Source organism: Microbacterium sulfonylureivorans, assembly GCF_003999995.1.
Taxonomy (GTDB): domain Bacteria; phylum Actinomycetota; class Actinomycetes; order Actinomycetales; family Microbacteriaceae; genus Microbacterium; species Microbacterium sulfonylureivorans.
Genome location: NZ_RJAD01000002.1, coordinates 92,471 through 114,322 on the forward strand (window position 1 = coordinate 92,471; position 21,852 = coordinate 114,322).

Genomic DNA, 21,852 nt, shown 5'->3' on the forward strand with positions numbered 1-21,852 from the left:
TCCACGTCGGCTGCAGGTCGTCGCACGTGCAGCGTGGGCGGCGCCTTACAACCGGAACGTACCAAGCGCAGCTCGATACAGCCCGCTGTCCGCTCGCGTGACGTCGGTGACGATCAGGGCATTCGTGCCCAGCTTGCGGGTGTACTCACCACGGCAGGGGATCGTGACGATCTTGGTGAGCCCTGCGCGCCACGCCGGAATCAGCGCCTCGAGATCCCGGCGTTTCGGGCTGTTCCGGTGCGCGTCGGGCATGGACGCGATGAACGCGTCCATGCCGTGGCGCTCCCAGTTCTTCCAGGATGGATCCTGGAAGACATGGTGGCCGAACTCGTCGCTCCAGTTCGGACCGAGCATCTGGTGGAGGGCAGCCTTGCGCTCTTCCGAACCGTGGGCCAGATCTTCGAGCTGTGCGAAGCGCGAGGGTTCGAGCTCCCGACCAGTATGCGCAACGGTCTCACGCCAGATCCGGGGCCAAGCGCGCTCCCACTCGACGCGGGATTCTCTGCTCATGCCGGCGGCGGCGCGTTCCGGAGTCTGGCTCAGCATCGGTGGGAGGTCGTCACCGTCGAGCTGCAGCTCGTGAGCCTCACGTACCCAGAGCATCTCGAGCAACTGATTTGGACGGTCTTCGATAGTGAGCGTCATATCGTGCGGCCACGGGTTGCTCGGCATCGGTTCATCGGAGCGCATCCACCCAGTTCATCGGACTCCTCCGTCCGCCGTAAAGGGGTCGCCGAGCGCACCTAGATCGCGTTCGATCTGGTCCTGCCGCCGTATGCTGACGCCGTGGTGCTGAAGCGCAAAGCTGGGCGGGCGGCTCTCGTTGTCGGGTGCGCTGCGGTCTTAGCGCTCATCGCCTCACTGATTCTCGCGCCGATGGTCTTTCCCGGCATGTGCGTCGACTCAACTGAGCCCGATCAGACCTACTGCACCGACTTACCCGCGCAGACGCTTGTGGGCCTCCAAGCTCACCTCGGGCTCTGGATCGCTGTGCTCGTTGCGATCGGAGCAGCAACCGGCGTACTGCTGCTCTGGCCGCGTCGTAAATGGGAGGCCTGAGATCCCGCGCGGCTGTCGGTCTCTCTGAGCGCGGGCGCTATGAGTCCGGGGATTGATCCCGCCACCACGAGTCGTTCCGCTGAGCTGGTTCAAGCCGCTCGATGACCGGACGTGCATGCGCAACGAACCGTTCGGCAACCGCACGCCGTGGTCTCGCAGGCAATGTGCGAGACCTTCCGGCCATCCGAAGAGTCCATCGCTGTGGCTAGGACGAGGGGCCATCAGCGGGCGCGCCGGTCGATAAGCATGAGCTCCGAAGGAGGCGCTCTCACATTGCGACAACGGACGGAGAGTCAGCCCTCCGCTACGAGGGTTGACCATGCGATGTCGATCACGCAAACGCCCTCGTCCGTCTCTCGGTAGAAGACGTCACCAGGGAACCTGGAGCCGGGTGTCAGACCCTCGGGTAGGCCCTCGAGGTTGATGTTCCACTGAGGATCGAGCGGGACCTGCTCCTCCCAATACTCTGCAACGAAGCGCTCGGGCTCGCCCGCCGACAGGCCGAGCCAATCGCTCGGTTCTCCGAGCTCCGCTGCCGAGTCCTCACAGATGAGATCAGTCGGAGTGCCGTCGGCCATGGCGTCGACCAGTTCCTCGGTTGTCTGGATCACGCGAGCGCCGTCCTGCCCCCAGATCACCGAATCGACAGAACAGCCGGTCAGCGCGGCTGACAGCACGAGCGCGACAAGCGTCAACACCGAGCCACGAAGAGTACCCACCAGGCGAATCTAACGAACGTGTACCGCAGGCGGTCCTGAAGCCAACGCATCGGCGTTGACCACGCAGGCCGTGTGGCGATGCGGTGTCTTTCGCCCCGGTCCAACCCGAATGACAAGGCGATCTTCTGGACCAGGTGTCTAGGCTGCCGTGAGGATCGCCTCGCGCCGCTCCAGCAGAGTGCCGATCCGCGTTGAGGTCTCTATGGCGCTGGTGGCGAGCTGTTCTGCGAGCTGAGTGAGGCGGTCGTCAAGTTTCTCGGCGCTCGCCCGGGCTTCGGAGATGCGGTCCATCACCATCCAATCGCTGAGGATGTTGTCGAACAGCACATCGAAGACCGCCACAGTGTCGGAGATCTCGACGCCATCGATAGCCGAGGCTCCGAGGTCGGCGAGCTCGGTGGAAAGTCGCTCGAGCGCCCGGTTGACCCCGGCGAAAGCGTCGGTTGCCTCGCTGATGTTCGAGTGCTTGACCATATCGGCGACAAAGCCGCCCCCGAAGAAGGTGTCGTACGTCGACCAGCCGCCCGCGCTGTCCAGCTTCACGAGTGCTTCCTCCAGTGCTGCTCTCGTGGCGCGCGACGCATCGAGAGCCTCCGTGATCTCGCGTTGATGCGCCGCGGCCACCCCTAACTGGTCTGCAATCTCCGTCAGTTCTGCCGCGTCGCGACCGCCGGCCGCGTGCAGGGCGACCTCGTAGGCGGCCAGCGCCTGACCGTACGCGTGATCCGCTCCGCGTAAGGCATCGTGTTCGCTGCGGAGTCGGGCGTCGTCGGCGATGGCGCTGTCGAGTCGCGCCTGTGCGCCGGCCACGGCGAGCCGGGCAGCGTCTGCCTCGGCGCGCTCGATGGCCAGGCGATCGGCCGTGTCTCCGCGCAGCGTCGCCCAGATCTTCGTCGGCGACAGCTTCTCCAGCCGGCGGACATCGGACTGCTCCATCTGCAGCCCCCGCTGTAGGTCGGCCAGCTCGCCCCGTCGCGTCTCCACGAGCGCCCCCGTGGTCTCAAGCTGGACATACAGTCGTCTCTGACGCGCACGGACCTCTGCGGCAGCACGGACGGCCTCGGCAGGCGTCGCCAGATCGGGTTCGGTCACCCAGTCACTGTGCCACAGCCTCACGCTGGCGGCCGAGACCTCAGATGGGAGCGCGTCGCCAAGCAAGAGCGAGCAGAGAGCGATCTGCGCCAGACAGCCGCGCACTCGAGCCGCCCTGAGGGCGGTCGGATAGCACAGCGGCCCGAGTCCCCGCGCGGTGAGGTCGCAGGTGACCGCGAAGGTGGGAGCGACCCGGGTCATGGATGACCAGCCCTGGGGGTCCGTGAGACGATGCAACGGATGGACACGGCCGCTCTCGACGAATTGCAGGCGCTTCGGGCGCGCGCGTATGGCCCTTTGGCCGACATCGATCAGGATCCCGATGCATTGCGGCGGCTTCATGAGCTGGAAGTTTCGATGAACAGGGCGTCGATGTCCGCTCGCGCGGATGTCACTGACGGCGTTCGCGGGACGCCTGAGCCCGGTCCGTCCAAGCACGCTTCCGACCCACCTCCAGTCTTCGAGGCTGGTCAGCCGCCGGAGGCCGAGCGTCGGCAGGCAAACCTTGACCCGCTTGCGCTGGATGAGCGGCTGCCCGTGCCCCGCAGACTGAGCCGATGGCTGAAGTGGCTCTGGGCGTTGACCGTACTGGCGGCAGCCGCACTCGCAGCGGCGGCGACGTTCGCGTTGACATGGATGGCTCCGGTATCGGTCTCTTCCGGTGCCGTGCAGATCGCCACCCTCGAGCCGTCCGCGACGGCCGAGGTTCCGAGCAATTGGTTCGGTGCGGGGCCAAGCTCGGTGGTTTACGAGTATTACGGCTTGACCCTCTTCGAGACCGCGACGGGATTCAGCGGGCCAGGGACCGACTGCTTCACCGTCGTTGTTACGGAGCAGGTGCCCGACGAAGAGGAGGGTGACCCGAACAACTGGTCGCTTTCCGGCCTGGTCTCCTCGGGTTGCCGGGTCGGCGACTTCCCCGCGACGATCGAGCTCCTTGTCGACGCCAACGCACCGGAAGAACTCAGCGCCCGCTACCCGAAGGGCAGCGCCCTGCAGTTCGTGCTCGACGGTGACCGAGTGGGAGTCTTCCTAGACCAGGACAACGACATTCGTTGAGCTCAGGCAACCCAAGCTAGAGAGCGTGACGAGTTTCTCAACTGCGGATGCGCCGGAGTTCGAGTATGGGGGTCATCGAATCGCACTTGATGCGGTCGACTCCGTCGCAGGCGTGGCGGTGTACCTCCTGGGCGAGTGCCGAATTCGGGTCGGCGCATTTCGCCGATGAAGAAGCCGAGCGAAGGTTGCGGCGGGCTGTGGCTGAGGGCTTTCTGGTTGCCGATCGTGCGCGTGGCGGCGACAGCGCCATCAGAGTATTCGATCTCGGTCCTGATCCCTGATCGGAGATTCAGCCACCAACATCGACACGCGCTCGCGCAGGAAACCTGAAAGGCTCTTGCAAATCTCACGAGGCGGATCTAATCTGAAAGCCTCTTTCAGAATGGACTGTTATGGACACGCCCGAGATCAGACGCACGCTCACCGATGCCGGCGCGCTGGAGGCGCTCGCTCACCCGGTCCGGCTGGACGTGCTCAGCTTCCTGATGTCGCGGGGCCCGGCGACCGCCTCGGAGTGTGCACGCGCGGTCGACGATGCCCCGTCGAACTGCAGTTATCACCTCCGCGTGCTCGCGAAGTATGGTCTCGTCGAGCACACCGCCTCGGAGGACGGCCGGGAGCGGCCTTGGCGCGCCACCATCACTGGCCTGAGCCTCGAATTCGGCGGGGATGACCCCGACGCGGCTGCCAGTGCGACCGCGATGCTCGAAGCGTCGCTCCTTCTGGACTACCAACTTGCCCGTGAGCATGTCCGCCGCCGCGACCGGATCGAGGGACCTTGGCGCGATGTTGACGCGCATGCCCAATACGGCCTCCAGGTCACGCCCGACGAACTCCGCTCCATCGTCGAGCGCGTCGACGCGATCATCCGCCCCTACATCGCTGCGACCCGCACCGAGGCGCCCGCCGACGCCGCCGCGGCCAACATCTCACTGGTCGCCTTCCCGCGGCCGACCTTCGAGAAGGGCTCGAAATGACTTCCCGCACTGCCTTCGCGATCCCGGCGTTCCGTCGACTGTGGAGCGCGGGACTGATCTCCGACACCGGCGACTGGATGCTCTTCATCGCGCTCCCGCTGGTCGTGTTCCAACTCACCGGCTCGGCGGTCGGCACCGCGTTCGCGTTCCTCCTCGAGCTCGTCCCGGCAGTGGTACTCGCCCCGCTTGCCGCCACACTTGTGGGGCGCTTCGACCGCCGATGGCTCATGGTGGTGGTCAACATCGGCCAGGCGCTCGCCCTCCTCCCGTTGCTCTTCGTGCACGGTGCCGGCGAGCTGCCGCTGGCGTACGCCGTGATCCTCGCGCACGCGTCGCTGAGCACGTTGTTCGAGCCCGCGAAGAACACCCTGCTCCCCGAACTCGTCGACTCCGAGCGCCTGGTCTCGGCCAACGCGCTGAACGGTCTGAATCAGAGCCTGGGCCGACTGATCGGAGGGCCACTGGGCGGCATCCTGCTGCTGGCCGGGGATCTGGGACTCGTCGTCGTCGTGGATGCCGCGAGCTATCTGCTGTCAGCAATCCTCATCGCGTCGCTGCCGGCACCCGCACCCGCCTCCACGAAACGGGCCCCCGGCTCGCCGCAGCAGAAGTCCCCTGAGGAGAAGCCCGAAGGACTGCTCGCGGCCCTCAGGATTCCCCGGCTCCGCGGCGCGTACACAGTCATCTTCGTATCCAGCATCGCCCAGGGCATGTTCCTCGTGCTGTTCGTCCTCTTCGTTCTCGGCCCGCTGGGCGCGACCGAGGCCGAAGTCGGAATCCTCCGCGGCGTCCAGGCGATCGGGGCTATCGCGGCGGGCATCACACTCGGCATCTTCGTGCGCGGCACAACACCACGCATCCTTGCCGTCGCCAGCCTTTTCGCCTTCGGCGCCCTGTCGCTCATCACCTGGAACCTGCCCGCCCTCACCACCGGGATCGGGTTCTACCTCATGCTGTTCGCCGCAGTCGGCGCCCCCGGGGTGATCATGATCGCAGGGCTCATGACCGTGCTGCAGGATGAAACCACGCCACGGCAGCGAGGCGCCGTGTTCGCCGCGGTCGGCCTTCTCAGCGCCCTCGGCCAGGCCACCGGCATTCTTCTTAGCGGCCTCGCCGACGGCCCCATCGGTGTCACGCCGCTGCTCGAACTCCAGGGGTGTCTCTACCTCCTCGCCGGCATGGTCGCACTGGTATGGCTGCCCCGCGCCGAGACCGCAATCCCGGCAGCACAGGTCGGCGGTGACCCCGAGTCCGCCGGGCTCGGTACGACAGCACGCTGACGCCGGGTGTCCCGATCGGGGGTCCTCAGCAGACGGCCCGTCCCGGGACTGGGCCGCGGCCATGCCGTCAGTGCACTGTCATTCACCTCGGGGACCGGATCTCATACTGACCGAGCCGCGGCCGCTCCGCGCTCAGCGACCGAACGTCATAGGGGCCCGAGCGAGCGGCTAGTCGCAGGGCGACCCGTGTCGCGACGATCGCGGCGATCGCGGCGGACGAGCGGCTCCATCAAGTGCGTCGAGGCCCCACGTTGCTCAGTTGCACTTCCCATCCACAGGGTTCCCTGCGGACGCCGTCACCACGGCTAATGTGTGGCCATGCTTCGCACTGATTTCCCGCCTCCTGTCGATCCTGGATTCGCTGATACCGGGATGAACGGTGCGTTCTCGGGTTTCTTCGCTCTCGTGGTCCTGGTCGGGGTCATCGGCGTCGGCCTCTCGCTCTACATCGGCGTGCGGAAATACATGATCATCAAGCGATCAGGGCACGACCCGCTCACGGTCGATGCAGCGATGGCGGCGAAGTTCCTGAACAGCGACTTGCTTCGGCCCGGCACCGCCGTGCGCGACGATGCGCCGGCACAATCGATCGAGCAGCGGCTCGCTGACGTGGACGACCTGCACGCGCGAGGGGTGATCTCCGACGCCGAACGCGCGGCTGCACGAGCCGCGATCCTCGCCGGCTGAGGCTGATCGGCTGGGCGACGCCCGTGAAGCTTCGGGCACGCTCGTTTCGATGGTGGGGTGGGTGAAGGTGTCGTTGCAGCCAACTCCCCAGATCGCGTGAGTGGTGACCTCGCGTTCTCCGATGACGGGGCCGGTCGATGGGTCGATGATGATTTCGGATCCGTGGCACCGCGGAGAGCCTCGGTGCGATCGATTGCGACGCCCGTTTCGCCGTCGAGGTTGGACCGGCGCGTTGGGCGGCGGGGACGATGCCCGTGCGTAGGACGGTCAGGATGCGCTCAAAGTGTGTTCGTCTCGAGACGGTCAGCTCACCGCTGACACAGCCGCGTGGATCGCGTCGAGCGTTGCCTGCGGGTTCGAGATCATCGAGACGTGCGAGGCGTTGACCTCGGTCACGGTCGAACCGGCGCGCGCTGCCATGCGCCGCTTCGTCTCGATCGGGATGACTTTGTCTTCCGTGCCGAGCACCGCCCAGCTGGGGATCGACTTCCACGCCGCCGGGCCCGAGGGTGTGACGTTCGCGACGATGGATGCCGGACGCTGTGTCGCAGCAATCAGCCACCGGTCGGCCTCCGGCAAGTCCTGTGCGAACGAGGTGTGGACGACATCTGGCTTGAGCCAGGCGTCAGCCGCGCCCTCGGGTGCGCCGGGGTATCCCGCGAGGTCGAGCACTGTGGTCGGGTCGGCCACTGCGAGCGCCGACCCTGAGCCCTCGAGGATACCCAGCACCGTTTCTCCCTCGTCCGGAATGAAGGCGTCTACATAGACCAGCGCGCGGACGTCCCCCGCAAGGCCTGCGTTCGTGATGACCGCCCCGCCATAGGAGTGACCGACGAGCACGACGGCACCTGATGTGCGCTGCGCGAGGAACGACGCGATGTATGCGGAGTCGCTCGTGAGCCCGCGGAGTTGGTTGGGCGGGGCGAACACCGTGAAACCCTCGGACTGAAGCGTGGGGATGACGGCGTTCCAACTCGAGGAGTCGGCCCAAGCGCCGTGGACGAAGACGATTGTGGGAGTGGTCTGTGGCATTTACGGGCTTCCAATCACGTGGCGCCGCGGCAAGGGGCGACGCTTCCAGAAGGGCGGGGATGCGTCCAGATGCCCGACGCAATGGTCACGATAGGGGCGAAAGGTTCGCGTCGCCAGGTCTCAGGTCAGGTCAGCGTCGTCGATCTGCCCGCGCGCGGGCAAATTCCTTGCTTACGGCGCCGGGCCGGCTTATCGGCGTGCCCACCGGGCCGCGGTGATGATCCGCGCGTTGCGGCGCGAGTAGTGCCCGACGCTGTGGGAAACCGCCCCTAAGCCCGCGAGTATTGGTGACCCCACCGTCCGATCGGTGGGATGTGCCCCTCAGTCCCCGCCGAATCCGGCGGGGAGTTCCTAGTGCTCATGCTTAGGCTGCTTGTTTGTCTCGCTGCGACGGGGCTCGAATTCGCGATCGACGCCGCCGGTGTTTTCGGACTCGCCGTCCTTCTCCACCTCGCCCGCCAAGCACGCGGAAACAGACAACCGCTCATACTCGACTACTGAGTGATGGCGGGGGTCCTCCCGGGGAGCATAGGTACGGATCTGGATCCGTCAGCGGGTGGCCGTGACGTCTGCGCCCATCACCTCGGTACATGGTCATCGACGGGTCCGCTACGGTGGCGGCATGATCGGGAGCCGCACCACCTCACGTCCCGTCCGCGGGGTTCCGGCGCTCGTCGCCGCGATCGCCTCAGCGATTGCCGTACCCGTGAGCTTCGTATTCGGCATCAGAGCCGCGCTCGACGGGAGCGGTTCCGGGTCAGCCGTCTTCCAGGTGGTCTTCATCTTGGGGTTGGTCATCGCTGTTGCGGCCATCGTGGTGTCGATCGTGCATCTGGTGCGTGGCGCTCGGAAGGCGCTGCCGATTGTCACGATCGTGGTTGCGCTACTGCCCTTTGCTGGTGTGCTCGTCGTGTTCTTGGTGAATCTGAACGCGTCCTAGCACCCCACGCTTCGGTGGCTGGAGCACATGAGCTTCGATTTCACCGCGGTGACATTGGTCGCGTTTCTTACAGGGTCCCTCGGCGGGCGTCTTCTCGGGTGCGATAGATGAGGTGCGGTTCGCGTTGAAGCGGTATCTCGATCACGAGTCGGTCTCGGCTCGGCCGCCGCGGCACCCCTTCTGCTTGGATGGCGCCATGAAGCACCGCGAGCGATCGTCCGCCTCGATCGCGTATCTCGGCGCGGCGGGATTGGTCGGAATCTCCATCCTGTTCGCGCCGGTGATCAGCGGTGGATGGTGTGCTGATGCGCCGATTGAAGGCGCGTCGGTCTGCGGTTCAATCCAGCGCTCGCTCATAGGAATCGATACGAATATCTGGCTCTGGACAATATCGAGCGCTGCCGTCGTGGTCGCCACGGTCGTCGCCCTTCGGAAGAGGCGACTTCGCAAGCCATAGAAACCTCGGCGCCACGGTCCGCAAGCCGGTCCGTGATCGGGCACGTGCGCGTGCTGGGATGATTGAGCGTGGCCTCGACATTCACGATCGTGACGTACTCGGACCACTCTGCTGCCGAGCTGTTTGATGTCTCGCTCAACATCGATGCTCATCTGGCCTCGATGGCTGACTCTGGTGAGGGGGCGGTGGCCGGCGTTACGAGCGGTGCCATCGGTCTTGGTGAGACGGTCACCTGGAGAGCGCGCCACTTCGGGATCTGGTTCACGATGACCTCTCGGATCTCCGAAGCGGATGCGCCGCGGCGGTTCGTCGACGAGCAGGTCCATGGTCCGTTTCGAGTGTTTCGTCACGAGCACCGCTTCGCGGAGGTCGGTGGCCGCACCCGGATGACCGATACGTTGACGGTCGGGTCTCCGGTGTTCGGTCGGCTCGTCGAACGACTGGTGCTGGTCCCGTACCTGCGGCAGTTGATCGCGCAGCGAAACGCGCACCTGCTGAAGTCCCTCAGCGAACCCTCCTAAACGGAAGCGACCTGTGCGGGGACCGGTCGCGAAGCGGGCACAGCACCGTGTCGGATTGTCCGCTGCCAGCGGGGTTGCAGCACGTCGTCGCGCGAGACGGATGCGTCCGCAGGCAACTCTTTCGATACATTCATGGCAGCGCCGACACGTCCCGTGTCGGCCATTCCGACGAGGCCGGACTACAGGGACTGGGGCTTTCAAATCCGCTCACGGTCAGAAGACTTGCAGGGTTCGCTTCAGGTGGTGGTCAGCGACCGAGTCTCGATAAAGGACGCCGTCCTTCGCGGCTGAGCCATCTCTCGCACGCGACCGCAGGGCGGTAGGTCAGCGTGCAGCTCGCCGGGTCCAGCGCAGTGGCAAGACGAAATGCGCGACGGAGATCGCGAACAGCGACCACGCTGCCAGTAGCACCCAACCGTTCGTGTCGCGCACCTCGTAGGTGCCGAGTTCATCGGTAGCGGTACTCATCGGCGCGACGGCGATGATGATGACGCACCCGACAAATCCGAGGACGACGCCGGCGACAGTCAGCTCGCCGTGCGCAAGCCACCGCGATCTGACGGCGGGAACCAGCCGAACAGGCAGGCCGATCACGAATGCACCGATCATCGACACAACCGCGACAAAGACGGCCGCGACGACCCATCCGATCAGCGAGAGCATCCCGTCGTAATACGTCGCCGCACCGAAGATCAGCATCACAGCGGCGACAAACAGCACCAGACCGCCCACGAAGAACTGGACGACAGCCAGCACGACGAGAGTGCCCCCGCGCGGCGGCAGGCCTCCTTCGCTCGCCGAACCGACCTCTGCGGCATGGTCGACAGCGACAGCGCCATCGACGGCCAGCAGGCTGTCGCGGACTCGACCCGTCGCGATAGCCCACTCGTCGTCGCCGCTTTCGCGCCAAAGTTCAGCGAGCTCGCCGCGTGGGGACGCTGCGATCCCCAGAGCGGTCAACGCGACCGGGACGATCCCGTCGGGCGGGCTCGGCACGCGCGCGATGAATTCGCTCACACCCTCCGTGTAGGCATCCACCTGCGTCGGCCTTCCGAACGCGTGCGCGACCACCTCCGCAGCCGCTATCGCAAGACTCGCGAGGTCGGCATCGACGTTTGCCGGATCCTCACCTAGAACTGCGATGAGCGCGTCAAGAACGAGGTCCCAGTTATCTGCCTCAGCGAGCCCCCACGCCCAGTCGGCCGCGGTGTCATTGCCGAAAGGTTCTGCACTCCACGCGCCCATGAAGGCACAGTATTGCGCTCACGAGAGCAGCGACGACTGCTGTGGATAACCTCGGTCCACGACCCCCCGATCCGTCCGCAAGTCGGTCCCCATTCGTGCGATGTCAGCACGAGGCCACTTGCCCGGTAGTGGCGGTGCTGGGTTGGGCCGCGAGGCTAGGAGCGATGGTCGCGCGGTTGTCCAGCTATGGCGAGAAACGGGCTGTCTGGTAGCCCAAACGACGACGCCAACTGCCCCCGCGATCAGCAAGCCATCGTAGAGCCAAAGATGTCACCCAGTCGGGCTCGCCCTGCTTAGGCTCCGGCCAGAGGAGATCACGCCGTCGCTTCCACGTGTTGCTTCCCCGCCGCCCGCACCGCCATCTGCCAATGGAGGAAGTCTGGGCGGGTCATCGCGACGGCGTAATCACACTGCGGGGGCTCGTGCGTGCGTCGGTTATCGAGCGCTAAGGCTCGAAGCGGAGCGTGGCCGTGTCTCTGCGAACGAAGCCAACGGATTCGTACAGACGAAGCGCCGACTCCCTAGTGGGACGGGAAGTGAGATCGAGCGTTCGCAGTCCGCGTTTGGACGCGATCGTCGTCATCGTTTCCAACAGGTTCCTGGCGATGCCCCGTCCACGCATCGACTCGTCGACGACCACGTCCTCGACATGGCCGCGTCGACCTGACGGCAGAGGCACCACGACGAGCGTGGCCATGCCCACGATCACGCCAGCGACTCGCGCGACGAAGATTTCAGTTGCTTCGTTGTCGACAACGGCTCGGATCCTTGCCTCGTCGAACGTTGCCGTCGCGGACAGTTGCGCCAGCAGACGAGAGAGCGCGCGAGTGTCCTGGGCATTCAACGACTCGAGGACTTCTACCGTGGGTTGCGACTCAGACATGAGGCGATAGTGCCATCTTCGTTAGGCCCGGTGTCATCATCGGCGGCGCGATCAGTCAAGCCACGGGCGCGGGCGCCGGGGTCCGGGAGTCAACGCTGAGGTACAGGATCGACCGCCGCGCGTGCGGGGAGCGGCGGCCACACAATCAGCAGGAACGCAGCAAGGGGCCCGAGGAAAAGGGTCAACAGAAACCAGTACCAAGGCGAGCGGTTCCTGGTGCGGGCCAAGCCTCCGGCGAGGATTGCCATCGTGAGCCACATGGCTGAAACCATCGTCGAAAGCGTCGCTACTTCCTGCATGAGTCGAACATTAGCTGACCGCGAGCAGAACGATGAGCGATCTTTGAGCGCACGCGGGCCGGTCTCTCAGGAGAGCGAGCATCTCGCGCGATACCTATGGGTAACTCGTGTCGCTCGACGTCACCGAGGCTTGTGCAGGCTCACTGGCGTTGATCGCGATCGCTGAGAGAACTGCGGCCGCGAGCCCGAGCGCAATAGCGCCGAAGAAGCCCGCCAGCGCGATAGTCCATGCCCGCCTGGCTGAGCTGTTCATCGATTGATCTCTTGCTGCGCCACTACCCGCCAGGTGTAGACGCGATCGCCACGACTGAGCTCGATGAGCGACAGGCGCGGGGAGGCAACGACGACCGGACCGAGGTCCGCGAGGTCCAGCGCGTCGCTCAAGGCCTCTTCGCTGATCTCGCGAGAGAAGTAGCCGAGACTCACGTGAGGATGGAAGACCTCGTCCGGGTCGTGACCAGGGCCACCGACCGCGGAGATGAGTTCGCTTTGGAGCGTTCTCAGCGCCTGCAACCCTGGTGACGTCGCTGAGAGGCAAACGCCTTCTTGATAGATGAAGAGACGATCGAAGACCAGCGGTATGACGGACGTGCGGGACGCGGCGCTGAGAACAGAGTCGACGTGCCTTTTCAGCGTCGATGGATCGAACTCGTCTGAATGTCCTAGGCCGGACATTGTGAGGTGTAACCACTCGACGGGGACAACATCGATGCCAGGTACGGTGCGAAGAGCCGCGCCGGCACGTTCCGCCGCCTCGTGGAGAGCGGTCGCACCTTCGAACGTGAGATGCCAGGTCAGGTAGCGGGTGCCTGGGCCCCATCCCTTCCGCCACCACCAATGGTTCTGGGTGCGCTCGAAGGTGCCTCGTTGCATCGGTACTGGATCAGTTGGCATCGCTCCATTGTCCATTGAGGTGCCTCCGATGCTGCGCAACGTGCGGTCTGCTGTGCGGGGCATGTCTGTGCGCCTCGTCGGCGGCCCGCAAGCCGGTCCCTGGACGCACCGGTCTGGCCGCAGCCACGGAGCAGGGCCATTGCGTCGATCTTGCAGTGGCTTCACGACCGGCGGTACGCGGACTCGCTGGCGGCCGGAGGCGAACCAAACCTCGATGTCAGCGTCACGTCATGTATTCCGGGAACTGTGCAGCACTTCGGGTGGTCGCGGACACTACATAGTGTGACCGTTTCTGACGAGCAAGACTGGGCTCGCGCTGTTGCCGGCGAGGGTGAGGCGTTTGGGCGTGTGTTCGACCGTCACCGTGACCGCGTCCGGCGCCACGCTCGGGGGCTGGCTCCGTCGCCGACGGAGGCGGAGGACGTTGTATCGATCACGTTCCTGGAGGCGTGGCGCAAGCGCGAGAGCGTGCGCTTCGTCGATGCGTCGATGCTTCCCTGGCTCCTGCGCACGGCTACGTACACGTGCATGAACCTTGCACGGGCCGAGAGGCGTTATCGCGCGGCCCTCGCCCGGATCCCGGTCGCCGATCCGTCGCCCGACCCGGCCGACGTCGTCGGTGACGGTGAGGTGTTTCGTGTGATGCGACGCTTGTCGCTCCGTGATCAGGAGATCATCACGCTCTGCCTGCTCGAGGATCTCTCTACCGAGGACGCGGCCCGACTGCTGGGTGTGCGCGCCTCCTCAGCACGTGCGCGGCTGTCCCGAGCGCGGGCTCGCCTGCGGGACGAGGCCCACCATCTGCGCCCCCTCGGATTCCCATCGGAAGGTGCTTCCAATGCCTGATGTCATGACAACCCGAGATGAAGCGCAGCGGCGGATGTTCGTCGCTCTGGCTGAGTCGGCACCGTTGAACCGTCGAGCACCGCGCACGCTCGTTGCGCTGACTGTCTTTGCTGTCTCGGGGGTGCTGGCAGGCGCGGCGACGTCGGCTGCCGTGGCATTGACGGCGGAGTCCCGTGCCGGTTCCAACGTCACCCATGTGCCACCCTCGCCCGCGCAGCTCGCCGCGACGGTACCTGGCGACACGCAACTGCTCGGCGATCCCTTCTTCATCGAGCGGGCGGTCGGGCCGACGACCCTGGATGTCGGCGTCGCCCCGGAGGGCGCTACCGAACTCTACGTCGCGTTCCGGTGCCTGGGTGCGGGAGTGGAGGTCATCAGCATCGACGGGGACGTTATCGGCACGAGCTATTGCGACGGCACCGGCGGCGGATCAGCTGGCGGCGAGACCGTCACCGGACCTGGGCCTCACAGCCTCAGTGTTTCCGGCTCCGGCAGCTACATGCTGTGGGCCTCCTGGTCCGCACCCGCGCTGCCACCAGGACCGTCCTCGGAGCAGAGCGCCGCCATAGCCGACGGCACCGTCACGGAGGCCGAATACCGTGCCGGATTCGAGCGCTACGCGAAGTGCATGAGCGACGGCGGCCACCCGGTCGATGTGATCGACACCACCCAGAAGGTCGTGCGCTACGTGAACAGCGACGCATCAGTGCAGTCGGGGGTCGAGGGCCAGTGCTACGCGTCCGAGTTCGCGCAACTCGACTCCGGCTGGCAAAGCGCAAACCAGTAGTAGCCCTTGCCGCGAAAGCCGGTGGTTGACCGCCCGGATGTCTGCCCGCTGAGCCCCGACGAGAGCGTGGGGGCGGCTACGCTCCGAAGCTAACTCAAGTGCGGCGAGAGTCCAGCTTCAACGTCCAGCATCGAGCCGGCGCCATCGTGTGAGGCTAGGACCTGTCCGTTTCGGAACACTTTGAAGTGAGGGAACGTCCCCGTCGTGTACTTGGACGCTGCGCTCGGGCAGTCTTCGATCGTCACGATGAGCACCCTGACGCGAGGGGCGTAGTTCGCGGCAAAGGCATGCAGCATCCGCTGTACCTCCAGCCAGAACTGTCCTTGCAATGCTGGCCCAAACCCCACCAGCACGGGCCCCTTGTGCTCCGCAACGAGAGCGTTGAAAGTCGCATCGGTTGCCACAGTGGCCGGTGATGGAGCCCACTTCGGCCGCGTGAACCCCGGTCGTGCAGAATAATTCCTGGGGTCGTGCGCTCGCTCGAAGAATCTCGATTCGGCTCGCCACCTGAGTAGCTTTGGTTGCCGGCTCGCGAAGCGAAGTGCGGGTGGCCAGGCATAGGTGCGCGACTTGCGGCGCCATGGGAACAGAGGCGAGCGCCACTGCACAGTTACGTAGAAGCCTTCGCCGGGCTTCATTGGGTGGCGATGCTCGCCCTCGAATGGCGGGAAGCCGAACGACGTGGGCCCGTCGTCGAAGGCGGTGACCGTGAGAGCTTCCCCACGATTGAGTGCGGATCTTCTGCCAGCACCGTCACCCCAAAGGGCGAATCCGTTGTCATCGAGAGCGCCGACTGCAAGTTCGACGTCGTGGACGGGATTCGACCCAGTAGAGGAGACCCTCACGACCAGGCTCGGTGTGAGTCCCGGGTTCACGTCGGTGTTCACAGTCAGCTTCGCGCGACCGAGTATTGCCCATACAACGCCGAAGATCGCGACGAGCCCTGCGACCACGGTGATGACGTTTGCGACAAGCCCGAACGCCACCATGAACTCATCCACGGGTTGAAGCCTGCCAGAAAAAGCGAGGCCCGCAGGCCGGTCGCTCGACGGGCGAAGGCGATGGCACGTCAGCCTCTGGCATAGCGAGTAAGCGTGCCGCTGTCTGATGAAAGTATTGCGGAGCGGCACGCCCGTCGCGCCGAGTTTGAACAGGTGGCGCTGACGCGTTGCGCGGATCGCTAGAGTGATCACTCGATCCAGCCAGCGAAGGCGTTCATGTCGCACGGCGCGGCGTCGGATCCGGTCCCAGGAGGTCTCGCGGTGAGTATCGCCCCAACGTCATCTGTCGCCGGGTGGTATCCAGCACCTGACGGATCATCGTCACCGTGGTGGTGGGACGGCGCCACGTGGTCTTCGCCGGGACAACAGACAAGCCCGCAACCGCCCACCGCCAAGCGCCTCATGACGCTGGCGGTCGCTACCCAGGTGCTCCTCATTGTCTGCGGTGTCATGTCTATTGTCACCATCGGAGTCGAAACCTTCGGGATCACCTCGGCCACCGCCTACCTCGATGGCTACACCTCCGCTATCGATCTGATCAACACCTACGACCGCGTCACTCTGATCGTCACGATCCTGGCGGCGATCGCAATTCTCGCCACTGGCGTGCTGTGGGTGCTTTGGCAGTACCGCGCCGCCAAGCACGCCGCCGGCCAGACGCGGCGATCGCCCGGCTGGCATGTCGGCTCCTGGGTTGTGCCGATCATCTGCCTCTGGTTCCCGTACCAGAACATTTCCGACCTCTGGCGCGCAACGGGCCGCTCTCGACCCGCGTGGCAGATTGTGTGGTGGGCGTGCTGGATCGTCAGCAGCGTCCTGTTCCAGATAGCAACCCGCATCTTCGCGGTCGCCGAGGACCTAGAACTGTTCCGGCTCGGAATGTCTCTGAGCCTGGCAGGCGAGGTATTCCAGATGGCTGCCGTGCCGTTTGCGTGGCTGATCGTCCGCGACATCACCCTGGGAATCACGCGGCGCTCGGCTGTCGGCATCCCAAAGATGGTCAGTTGACGGCGACCTAGTCCACACCGACGCCAGGGAGTAGTCGCCAACGTCGTGCCCGCTCGGCTGGTGGTTCATTCTTGGTTCACTTGCTGGCGTTGCGTCTGGTTGCTGGTACGGCAGTTGAGGGGACTGGCCGTAATGGCGGCAGTGCAGCTCCTTGAGGGTCGGCAAGCGTGCGCCCCTTCGCACGCGCGGAGGCTGCGGCGTTATCGCGGCTTGCGCGTGTCCCGTCGCTCTGACGGTCGGTCGTGCTCTGTCGTCCGGATATGTTGAAGCGCCGTCCTGAGCTCCGTCAGGAATGCACGGTCCTCGACGGGCCGGTAGTCGTTGGCCGGCTCGCACGCCACGATCTCTCGGACGTGCGCACGTTGAGTATGTTCGTGGGCGATAACCCAAAAGTCCGCGAGAGCCAGCATCACCGTTGCTGAGCGGAACCAGTCGGTGACCCCGTGACGAACGATCCCTTGATCTTCGTCGTTGACTTCGAAGATCGAAAGGTGAGTAGCGACTCCTGCGTGGGTAGTGCGACTCAACTCGCCGTACAGTGGTCCAGCCTCGGGAACAAGTGATCGTAAGCGGCCAATGGTTTTCTGCGGCTGGACCGCGTCGATGTCATCGTCCTTATCTAGCTCTGCGACGGCGACCGCCCAGGCGACCTGCTCAAGCACGTGTCGTGCAACCGAGTCCGCCTCGAATGTTAGCCGGAGCTGGTAGAGCAGGTGAGCGGCGAACATCGACCACTGAAGCCGCTGAAGTGCAACCGCCCCTGCGTACATTCCGACAGTTAGCTCGTGATCCGGGTCGGTCTTCAGCGACTTCAGCGAGCGGTCGACATACGCTCGCGCATGCCGATAAGCCTCCACATACTTGATCCTCGCCGGGTCCGTGTTGTCATCGAACTCGTGGTCGGCGTATTCGCTCCGCACGGAGTCGATGCTCTTTCTCCCGAGCGAGCTAGCGATTGCGACAGCGCGCAAGCTCTCGGAGAGCTTCGAGTCGCGATCGAAACGGCGGTCGTAGAGGATTGCGCCGGTGCCGACGGACCAGATCATTGACAGATCTGAAAGAGTCTCGAACAGCGCTGGCGAACGCATCTGCGCGATGGACTCCGCGTTAAAGGGGAAGTCGTCCATCCGTGCAACCTAGCGTGCGATCGGGCGGTGCACTGTGTGCATTCCCCGCGCACGCGGCGCGCGTCATTCCATCCGGGCCGTACCTGCCCGCACGACCGTGCCTCACCGAGCGGAAATCACCTCGTCGGAGTTAGGGTCGGTATTCGTCCCTTCGAGGCGGGAGGGGCTCCGGCGGAAGCATCGTCTGCGCGTTCATCTGCTCGGGAGGTTTCATCACCGAGAGGAAGAAGCCAAGCGCCTTCACCAACGTGTTACCGATCACTGCGGCTACCCGCCAAACCAGGGAGCGATCGTGATCGGCCATGCCGCAAGCATCCATCATCGAGGTACCGAGCGTCTAGCGGTGTGGCGAGGTGGAACGGTGCGATCGCCGGTCCCTGACCGTACAGAGGTTGGTGGTTACAGCCCCACCGGGGGCTACAGGACGACCCCAGTTCCGACTCGTCGTGGACCCTCGACGATCGAGAACGTGGTGCCTGGCCGTAACAACGAATAGTCGACGTCGTAAAGCAGCTCTAGATCGACCACCGCGGATTCTCCGGGTTCGATCCATCGATCCCCACCCACAACTTCTACCCCGAGCAACTCGCCGCCATCAACACGTACATGCGGTCGATAGCCCCCGCTGGCATCTATTCCGCGCTCTCGCCCGCCCGCACGCGTCTCCAGCAAGTTGATCTCAGCGTGGACCGACGGCACGCGCCGAGTCTACGACGATGGCACGCACGCCGGTGGCTCAACGGACGCCCGATCGGCATTGAAGATCGATGTACGGTACGTAGGTGAAACAGGTCTGGATCGTCTACCACGACAGTTCGCCCGACAACAACATCCTCGGCGTCTTCGATGACGAGGATGAAGCGTATGCCTATCAAGAGGCGGTCGCCCCGGGCTACCCGGATGGTGCCTTGCTTACGCCGTTCCCGGTTCCCTGGCGTGGTACTGACCACGTCACTGAAATTCGGATCGGCTAACCGCTCACCCTCGCCCGACGACGGGCAACGTCCTGGGCGTGACGGGGAGCGTCAACTCGACGCTGGACGTTGCCGGCCGTCGAAGTGATACCGCATTGACCGGTCCGCCTACGCGCGTCGAGGTCTGCGAACACCGTCGCTCCAGCGGCCGCCCATATGGTGGCTTCATGATTCAGTCCGGACAAGCGTCTCTCGTGGTACTCGCGACAGAAACTGCGCCCGATGACGTATCCCAACTGCTCGGATTGGTTCCCAGCGAGACACATCTCAAAGGCGCGTCGCTGCGCTCTGGACGCGTGCGTGAGCGTCACGTGTGGACACTCGACGTCGGACAGCTGGACAACACTGAAGACGATCAGAGCGGAACTCGAGCCCTTCGAGAGCTGCTCAACCGGTGCCAAGTCGCTGCAGGACGCTTTGCTTCCCTGCCATCGGACTGCGAAGCACGCATCTGGTGGAGCGCGTACTCCGACTCACATCAAGGCGGATTCGTGATCCCCACTGCCCTCGCACAGCAGCTTGCTTTGCTCGGCGTGGATCTGTTCGGCACCACCTGGTGCCGGGATGAAGACAAGTAGCCGCGCGGACGCCGGTCCGCATACGCGCGACGACCAACGGAGTCGCAGGGCCGTGTTCGCGACCCCGTCCCGAGAAAGGCTCACGGCGCCGGGCGACGCCCGGCTTGAGGGTCAGAAGATGTGCGCTTCGCAGGGCGCGAGGAATGCTTCGCGGCGACGCTTCAGTTCGCGATACACGGTTGCGCGGGAGACGCTGAACAGTTCGGCGACCTCGGTCTGCGTGTACTCTCCCCGATCCTGAACCTCGAAGAGAAGCTTGCGCTGGCTTGTCGACAGCTTGGGCTGCTTGCCCTTGAGTCGTCCCTTCGCACGGGCAACCGCCATCCCCTCGCGAGTGCGCATGCTGATCAGGTCGCGCTCGAACTCGGCAACCATGGCGAGCACGTTGAACAGCAGCCGCCCTACGGGATCAGTCGGGCCTTATCTGCTTCCTCCGAGGCTGAGCGCAACGCCCTTCGTCGTGAGTTCGTCGGCGATGTCGCGCGCGTCACGCATCGAGCGCGCGAGCCGGTCGAGCTTGGTCACGACAAGGGTGTCGCCCGCGCGTACAGCCGCGAGCGCTTCGCGGAGTCCTGGTCTGGCGCGGTTCGCACCGGTCATCCCGTGATCCACGTAGGTATTCGCGTCCTCCACTCCCAGGCGCAGAAGCGCGTCCCTTTGGGCGGTGAGGTCCTGGTCCGCAGTCGAGACCCTGGCATATCCGATCTGTACTTCATTCATGGGCTCAGCGTTCACCCGTCAACGAGCACCGCTCGCGCCGGATCCGTCAGCGCACGTTAGCCATGCGATGACAAGCTAAGAGTTATGGACAGTTCCGCCCTCCGTGTGGCTGAGGAGGAGTTGCTCACATCAGCGACTCGGCGCGATCCGGATCGGGTACGCGAACTTCTCCATCCCGAGTTCATCGAGATCGGCCGTTGGGGCAGGCGATGGTCGCGAGAGGAGATCGTTGCGGCGATGGCCGTCGAGATCGAGCGTGCCCCCGTCGCCACGTCGGACTGGGAGTTCAGTGAATTGGTGCCCGGCGTCGCTCTCGTTGGATACACCGTCCACGGCGCGGACCGCGTCAGTCGCCAATCATCCGTGTGGGTCATGACTGACGGAAAGCCGCAACTCCGCTTCCACCAAGGCACCATCGTCACGGCGCATTAGCCGATCGATTTCGGGCCGCGTGCATGGGTCTTGGCGAGGATTGAACGCTAGCGGGGCTAGATGCCGCAATCTGTTTGGGATCGGCTCGCGGCGCGGCGCGGCACGGTTCGGGCTTCTGGTCTAATCAGGTGATGGTCGCAAAGTCATTGAGAGCTGCTCCGAAGGCTCTGCCGGGTGATCGGGTCGCCGTGATCTCGCCGGCATTCGCCGCTCCCGCGATCTCGCCCACGCTGCACGAGCAGGCAATGCGCCGGCTGACCGAGGCGACAGGACTGATCCCGGTCGAATACCCAACCACCCGGCAACTCGGCGCAAGTGCGGAGGCCCGTGCCGCCGACGTCACCGAAGCTTTCGCAGACCCGAGCATCCGCGCCGTGCTGGTCACGATCGGCGGCGACGATCAGGTGACCGTCATCCCGCATATCGACGCCGGGGTGCTCGCGGCGAACCCGAAGCCGTTCCTGGGCTACAGCGACAACACGAACCTGCACAACCTGCTCTGGAACCTCGGCGTGCCGAGCTTCTACGGCGGGTCGACCCAGGTGCACCTCGGGCCTGGCCCTCATCTCGATGACATCCATGTGCGGTCGCTGCGGGCTGCCCTGCTCGACGGCGGCACTCTCGAGCTCACCGAGCCCGGCGAGTCCGAGGACTTCGGGTGGCCGTGGGAAGACCCACGATCTCTGTTGGACTTCGGCGCACGTGAGGTCACCGAGCCATGGACGTGGGCTGGACCGGAGAAGGCCGTGTCTGGTCGCAGCTGGGGCGGTTGCATCGAGGTCATCGACCAGATTGCTCTTGCCGGACGAATGCCCGACGTTTCTGACTTCGACGGGGCGATCCTGCTGCTGGAGACCGGCGGGGAGGTACCGTCTGTGACCGAGGTCAAGCGTTGGGTACGCGCCCTGGGCGAGCGCGGAGTCCTCGGCGCAGTTGCCGGTGTGCTTGTTGCCCGACCGCCGGTCAGCGAGCGGCTTTCACCCGTGTCCTCAGTGCCGGAGCGAACCCGCCTGCGCGACGCGCAACGGGACACAATCATCGAGCAGATCGTCAGATACAACCCAAACGCGGTGGTCTGCGTCGGGGTGCCGTTCGGACACACCCGCCCGCAATGGATCGTCCCACATGGCGGCACCATCGCACTCGACGGAGCACGCCACATTGTGACTGCTGACTACTGAGTGATCCAGCCATGGCGATGGGTGATCGCTCCATGGCGCCGGTGTCGGCCGATC

General features: G+C 65.0%; 25 protein-coding genes and 1 pseudogene. 15 read left to right on the plus strand and 11 right to left on the minus strand.

Going from position 1 to position 21,852, the window contains the following annotated elements:
- Positions 1–45: 45 nt before the first annotated feature.
- Positions 46–690 carry a hypothetical protein gene (locus tag EER34_RS09885; RefSeq protein WP_127474441.1) on the minus strand — a complete coding sequence of 215 codons (645 nt, stop codon included), beginning with the start codon at positions 688–690 and terminating at the stop codon, positions 46–48.
- A gap of 96 nt (positions 691–786) precedes the next feature.
- Between EER34_RS09885 and EER34_RS09890 the strand changes: the two genes are divergently transcribed.
- Positions 787–1,059 (plus strand): hypothetical protein, encoded by a 273-nt coding sequence (locus EER34_RS09890; protein WP_127474442.1) that lies wholly within the window; start codon positions 787–789, stop codon positions 1,057–1,059.
- 293 nt (positions 1,060–1,352) lie between these two features.
- Here EER34_RS09890 and EER34_RS09895 read toward each other — a convergent pair whose 3' ends face one another.
- Positions 1,353–1,778: a YgdI/YgdR family lipoprotein gene (locus EER34_RS09895; protein WP_240642275.1), complete on the minus strand. Its 426-nt coding sequence runs from the start codon at positions 1,776–1,778 to the stop codon at positions 1,353–1,355.
- Between the two features lie 138 nt (positions 1,779–1,916).
- The gene (locus tag EER34_RS09900; protein ID WP_127474443.1) at positions 1,917–2,870 is read right to left on the minus strand and encodes a coiled-coil domain-containing protein; all 954 of its coding nucleotides are present in this window, start codon (positions 2,868–2,870) and stop codon (positions 1,917–1,919) included.
- Between the two features lie 240 nt (positions 2,871–3,110).
- Between EER34_RS09900 and EER34_RS09905 the strand changes: the two genes are divergently transcribed.
- The 4 genes from EER34_RS09905 (at position 3,111) to EER34_RS09920 (ending at position 6,873) form a co-directional block, all read left to right on the plus strand.
- Positions 3,111–3,929, plus strand: coding sequence for a hypothetical protein (locus tag EER34_RS09905; RefSeq protein ID WP_127474444.1), 819 nt, complete (start codon positions 3,111–3,113; stop codon positions 3,927–3,929).
- Between the two features lie 392 nt (positions 3,930–4,321).
- Positions 4,322–4,906, plus strand: a complete 585-nt coding sequence (locus EER34_RS09910) for a winged helix-turn-helix domain-containing protein (protein ID WP_127474445.1) — start codon at positions 4,322–4,324, stop codon at positions 4,904–4,906.
- Entirely contained in the window at positions 4,903–6,186 is a 1,284-nt protein-coding gene (locus tag EER34_RS09915; RefSeq protein ID WP_127474446.1) for an MFS transporter, read from the plus strand. Before EER34_RS09910 ends, EER34_RS09915 begins: the two co-directional genes overlap by 4 nt.
- 312 nt (positions 6,187–6,498) lie before the next feature.
- Positions 6,499–6,873, plus strand: a complete 375-nt coding sequence (locus EER34_RS09920; RefSeq protein ID WP_127474447.1) for an SHOCT domain-containing protein — start codon at positions 6,499–6,501, stop codon at positions 6,871–6,873.
- Positions 6,874–7,176: 303 nt separating this feature from the next.
- On the opposite strand, the gene EER34_RS09925 is transcribed toward EER34_RS09920, so the two are convergent.
- Complete coding sequence (locus tag EER34_RS09925; protein WP_127474448.1) at positions 7,177–7,905, minus strand: alpha/beta fold hydrolase; 729 nt, start codon at positions 7,903–7,905, stop codon at positions 7,177–7,179.
- A 622-nt stretch (positions 7,906–8,527) separates the two neighbouring features.
- Here EER34_RS09925 and EER34_RS09930 point away from each other — a divergent pair.
- Positions 8,528–8,845 (plus strand): hypothetical protein, encoded by a 318-nt coding sequence (locus tag EER34_RS09930; RefSeq protein ID WP_127474449.1) that lies wholly within the window; start codon positions 8,528–8,530, stop codon positions 8,843–8,845.
- 141 nt (positions 8,846–8,986) lie between these two features.
- Here EER34_RS09930 and EER34_RS09935 read toward each other — a convergent pair whose 3' ends face one another.
- Entirely contained in the window at positions 8,987–9,262 is a 276-nt protein-coding gene (locus EER34_RS09935; protein WP_127474450.1) for a hypothetical protein, read from the minus strand.
- 108 nt (positions 9,263–9,370) lie between these two features.
- Between EER34_RS09935 and EER34_RS09940 the strand changes: the two genes are divergently transcribed.
- Entirely contained in the window at positions 9,371–9,823 is a 453-nt protein-coding gene (locus tag EER34_RS09940; RefSeq protein WP_127474451.1) for an SRPBCC family protein, read from the plus strand.
- Between the two features lie 324 nt (positions 9,824–10,147).
- On the opposite strand, the gene EER34_RS17640 is transcribed toward EER34_RS09940, so the two are convergent.
- Both EER34_RS17640 and EER34_RS09950 read right to left on the minus strand, forming a co-directional pair.
- On the minus strand, positions 10,148–11,068 hold the full coding sequence (locus EER34_RS17640; RefSeq protein WP_205791559.1) for a DUF4259 domain-containing protein: 921 nt from the start codon (positions 11,066–11,068) through the stop codon (positions 10,148–10,150).
- A 445-nt stretch (positions 11,069–11,513) separates the two neighbouring features.
- Positions 11,514–11,951: a GNAT family N-acetyltransferase gene (locus EER34_RS09950; protein ID WP_127474452.1), complete on the minus strand. Its 438-nt coding sequence runs from the start codon at positions 11,949–11,951 to the stop codon at positions 11,514–11,516.
- Between the two features lie 406 nt (positions 11,952–12,357).
- On the opposite strand from EER34_RS09950, the gene EER34_RS17485 reads away from it, so the two are divergent.
- Complete coding sequence (locus EER34_RS17485) at positions 12,358–12,510, plus strand: hypothetical protein (RefSeq protein WP_164743533.1); 153 nt, start codon at positions 12,358–12,360, stop codon at positions 12,508–12,510.
- Here the strand turns inward: EER34_RS17485 and EER34_RS09960 are convergent.
- Positions 12,500–13,207: a 2'-5' RNA ligase family protein gene (locus tag EER34_RS09960; protein ID WP_127474454.1), complete on the minus strand. Its 708-nt coding sequence runs from the start codon at positions 13,205–13,207 to the stop codon at positions 12,500–12,502. The genes EER34_RS17485 and EER34_RS09960 overlap by 11 nt on opposite strands.
- Before the next feature lie 219 nt (positions 13,208–13,426).
- Here EER34_RS09960 and EER34_RS09965 point away from each other — a divergent pair, with 219 nt between their 5' ends.
- Together EER34_RS09965 and EER34_RS09970 are read left to right on the plus strand one after the other, a co-directional pair.
- Entirely contained in the window at positions 13,427–13,990 is a 564-nt protein-coding gene (locus tag EER34_RS09965) for an RNA polymerase sigma factor (protein WP_164743534.1), read from the plus strand.
- Complete coding sequence (locus EER34_RS09970) at positions 13,983–14,777, plus strand: hypothetical protein (protein WP_127474456.1); 795 nt, start codon at positions 13,983–13,985, stop codon at positions 14,775–14,777. Before EER34_RS09965 ends, EER34_RS09970 begins: the two co-directional genes overlap by 8 nt.
- An 89-nt stretch (positions 14,778–14,866) precedes the next feature.
- On the opposite strand, the gene EER34_RS09975 is transcribed toward EER34_RS09970, so the two are convergent.
- Positions 14,867–15,778, minus strand: coding sequence for a thioredoxin family protein (locus EER34_RS09975; RefSeq protein ID WP_127474457.1), 912 nt, complete (start codon positions 15,776–15,778; stop codon positions 14,867–14,869).
- Between the two features lie 402 nt (positions 15,779–16,180).
- On the opposite strand from EER34_RS09975, the gene EER34_RS09980 reads away from it, so the two are divergent.
- Positions 16,181–16,786 (plus strand): DUF4328 domain-containing protein, encoded by a 606-nt coding sequence (locus tag EER34_RS09980; RefSeq protein WP_164743535.1) that lies wholly within the window; start codon positions 16,181–16,183, stop codon positions 16,784–16,786.
- A 200-nt stretch (positions 16,787–16,986) separates the two neighbouring features.
- Here EER34_RS09980 and EER34_RS09985 read toward each other — a convergent pair whose 3' ends face one another.
- Entirely contained in the window at positions 16,987–17,913 is a 927-nt protein-coding gene (locus tag EER34_RS09985; protein WP_127474459.1) for a hypothetical protein, read from the minus strand.
- Between the two features lie 782 nt (positions 17,914–18,695).
- Here EER34_RS09985 and EER34_RS09990 point away from each other — a divergent pair.
- Both EER34_RS09990 and EER34_RS09995 read left to right on the plus strand, forming a co-directional pair.
- Positions 18,696–18,887, plus strand: coding sequence for a hypothetical protein (locus EER34_RS09990; RefSeq protein WP_127474460.1), 192 nt, complete (start codon positions 18,696–18,698; stop codon positions 18,885–18,887).
- Positions 18,888–19,054: 167 nt separating this feature from the next.
- Positions 19,055–19,465: a DUF4279 domain-containing protein gene (locus EER34_RS09995; protein ID WP_127474461.1), complete on the plus strand. Its 411-nt coding sequence runs from the start codon at positions 19,055–19,057 to the stop codon at positions 19,463–19,465.
- A gap of 111 nt (positions 19,466–19,576) precedes the next feature.
- Here EER34_RS09995 and EER34_RS10000 read toward each other — a convergent pair.
- A pseudogene (locus EER34_RS10000) lies at positions 19,577–20,185 on the minus strand (recombinase family protein).
- 105 nt (positions 20,186–20,290) lie between these two features.
- Here EER34_RS10000 and EER34_RS10005 point away from each other — a divergent pair.
- Positions 20,291–20,617 (plus strand): nuclear transport factor 2 family protein, encoded by a 327-nt coding sequence (locus EER34_RS10005; RefSeq protein ID WP_164743536.1) that lies wholly within the window; start codon positions 20,291–20,293, stop codon positions 20,615–20,617.
- A 131-nt stretch (positions 20,618–20,748) separates the two neighbouring features.
- Complete coding sequence (locus tag EER34_RS10010) at positions 20,749–21,798, plus strand: S66 family peptidase (RefSeq protein WP_127474463.1); 1,050 nt, start codon at positions 20,749–20,751, stop codon at positions 21,796–21,798.
- Positions 21,799–21,852 lie beyond the last annotated feature (54 nt).

Bases quoted from the DNA above. Each gene is read 5' to 3' on its own strand.
- EER34_RS09885 (WP_127474441.1), bottom strand. From the start codon at position 690: ATGCGCTCCGATGAACCGATGCCGAGCAACCCGTGGCCGCACGATATG.
- EER34_RS09905 (WP_127474444.1), top strand. From the start codon at position 3,111: ATGGACACGGCCGCTCTCGACGAATTGCAGGCGCTTCGGGCGCGCGCG.
- EER34_RS09910 (WP_127474445.1), top strand. From the start codon at position 4,322: ATGGACACGCCCGAGATCAGACGCACGCTCACCGATGCCGGCGCGCTG.
- EER34_RS09915 (WP_127474446.1), top strand. From the start codon at position 4,903: ATGACTTCCCGCACTGCCTTCGCGATCCCGGCGTTCCGTCGACTGTGG.
- EER34_RS09925 (WP_127474448.1), bottom strand. From the start codon at position 7,905: ATGCCACAGACCACTCCCACAATCGTCTTCGTCCACGGCGCTTGGGCC.
- EER34_RS09930 (WP_127474449.1), top strand. From the start codon at position 8,528: ATGATCGGGAGCCGCACCACCTCACGTCCCGTCCGCGGGGTTCCGGCG.
- EER34_RS17640 (WP_205791559.1), bottom strand. From the start codon at position 11,068: ATGGGCGCGTGGAGTGCAGAACCTTTCGGCAATGACACCGCGGCCGAC.
- EER34_RS09950 (WP_127474452.1), bottom strand. From the start codon at position 11,951: ATGTCTGAGTCGCAACCCACGGTAGAAGTCCTCGAGTCGTTGAATGCC.
- EER34_RS09960 (WP_127474454.1), bottom strand. From the start codon at position 13,207: ATGCCCCGCACAGCAGACCGCACGTTGCGCAGCATCGGAGGCACCTCA.
- EER34_RS09970 (WP_127474456.1), top strand. From the start codon at position 13,983: ATGCCTGATGTCATGACAACCCGAGATGAAGCGCAGCGGCGGATGTTC.
- EER34_RS09980 (WP_164743535.1), top strand. From the start codon at position 16,181: ATGACGCTGGCGGTCGCTACCCAGGTGCTCCTCATTGTCTGCGGTGTC.
- EER34_RS09985 (WP_127474459.1), bottom strand. From the start codon at position 17,913: ATGGACGACTTCCCCTTTAACGCGGAGTCCATCGCGCAGATGCGTTCG.
- EER34_RS09995 (WP_127474461.1), top strand. From the start codon at position 19,055: ATGATTCAGTCCGGACAAGCGTCTCTCGTGGTACTCGCGACAGAAACT.
- EER34_RS10010 (WP_127474463.1), top strand. From the start codon at position 20,749: ATGGTCGCAAAGTCATTGAGAGCTGCTCCGAAGGCTCTGCCGGGTGAT.